Origin of the sequence: Pseudoalteromonas sp. 0303 (assembly GCF_013349995.1) — a bacterium.
Lineage (GTDB): Bacteria > Pseudomonadota > Gammaproteobacteria > Enterobacterales > Alteromonadaceae > Pseudoalteromonas.
Window position 1 is genome coordinate 1 of sequence record NZ_JABVXF010000082.1, and the last position, 2,032, is coordinate 2,032.

General features: G+C 37.4%; 2 protein-coding genes. Both read left to right on the plus strand.

The annotated features are described in order from the left end of the window. Positions 1-77 precede the first annotated feature (77 nt). A complete protein-coding gene (locus HUS62_RS22140) occupies positions 78-677 on the plus strand; it encodes a hypothetical protein (protein ID WP_175081177.1) in 600 nt (199 codons plus the stop codon). Further along, a complete protein-coding gene (locus tag HUS62_RS22145) occupies positions 678-1,739 on the plus strand; it encodes a hypothetical protein (protein ID WP_175081178.1) in 1,062 nt (353 codons plus the stop codon). The last annotated feature ends 293 nt before the right edge of the window (positions 1,740-2,032 follow it).

Here is a 2,032-nt window from a genome sequence, read left to right on the forward strand (position 1 = left end):
AGAAAAAAGAAAATGGCAGGGCTAGACGATGATTATCGCTCAACCCTGTTAGAATCTGGGATTAAAATGCGCTAGCCGTGGTGGTTTATGACAACGATAAGTTTTCAATTGATGTTAGCTCAAACAAAGTATCTCACGTTAAAGGCGATAGCACTCAGGAGGCTTCATACTCTGGTTGCTATTTATTATTAGAGTTTGAAAATGGTACAAGCAAAGTTTGGTATATGGATGAGTATGAAATGCACTCTGCTTTTGATGCATGGCAAAACAAAGTATTTGGGGGTATGGATGTATTCAACAATACACTTGAATGGGCTGGTTTTGCATTAATTCTTCGTGCCTTGAAAACACTGGACATGCAGGATAGCGTAATTAGCCATCCAATCTTACCCGTTTTAAAAAGCCGATTAACTTCATATTACTCTGATTTCTTTAAGTACTACAAAGAGGCTAATAACGATAAGTTTGCTAGCTGCGTAATTACTTCACAGTACGTTTCAACAGAAGGTGGAGAACTTGAAGAAGCATTAAAAAAACTAGATGACATCATTGAACCACCTGCAAATATTATCGTACTAGGCCAACATCACCGCCAAGTGAGTAATGAAGATACCGAAATGAATGAAGCATCAGAAGATCAGTGCGAATTTTACAACCTTGATTTTGGAGTTATCTGAATGATTAAAGTTGAGTCAGAAATTTTAAATAAATTGGGAAAGCGTGAGAACTGGCGTGAAATTGCATTTTTCGCAAGCGATGACGAAACACAGTTTGAAGTTAGAGAGTATTATGGCCAGCAAAAAATAAGTTATATGAAAGAAACGGCTCGCTTGCCATTCGACTGCCTTGGCATTGCTCGAATGAACTACTCTAACATGCTTCGAACTAGGGTCATTGATGGATATGAACCTATCGAGCAATTAAAGACTAAAGTTCCGTGTTTGCCATTTAGCAATTTTAAGCCTCCTATGTATAAGTGTGACTTTGACGTGCCTTTTGCAGAACAGCTTAGCAAAATAAATGACCCTGTTGTTATTCCTGTACAGCAAGGTAAGCGGGCTTATATAAAACTTGGCCAAGAATCGATTAATTCAATACAAGCTGTAGATATTAAAGGTAATGCTTTCACATTAGACAAAAACATTCAGGAAATGCTTGCCTCTAAAGTTGCAATTGGAAGCTTTGAAAGTGGCGTTTTAGAAACGTATATCCTCGATGATGGCTCAGTCTGCTTATACGATGTGATCATGCTAAATGGTACTGAGATTAACTCTAGCTATAAAGATAGACAGAAGTCATTAAAAGGAATGTTTGGCCATAAAAGTGGATTTACTTACCCGGATACGCTTGAAGCAAATACAGACCTTAAATCTCACCCTGGTAGACATTTTATTGTTAAAGACAATAGTGTGTCATGCTTGGATAGCAGAACCTTTGTAATACCAAATTTTTACAGTGTAAAAGTATTGATTGAGGAAAAATATAGCTATAGACCAGGTTATTATAAGGTAATGTTTACAACACCTGAAGGATACGAGTCTATCGGTGATTTATATCATCCTCATGAAGAGTTGTATGCTAATACACAAATTCAAATAGCTTTTAAGAAAGTGGAAAACGGTAAACCGGTTAACTTTTGGTTTAGTCCCATTCAACATAAAAACAAGCTAAATTATGATGAAGACGGCACCGATATTTATCAGATGGCCCAACTCTCAGAGTTCTGGCATGGCTGTTAGTTATTAAGTTAGCTTGGTGTGGGAGAGGAATAAAGTTTCATACTAAACAGTCAAGTAACCCTGTTCGTACCGTTCTAAATGATACGTAACCCAAAAAAAGATTCATACTAATTTCTACAACCAAGTCAGTATCGGGCTGCCACTGCGTATTAAAGTATCATACAGGTTTCTTCATCACAGCCCCAACCAACGCTTTCAAACTCGTTTTTGGACAGAATGTATGGTACGCCCCGTTTTGCAAGTTAATAACTAAAAATAACGGAGATGGTTTGCGCTAATGTATTCAGAGTCTA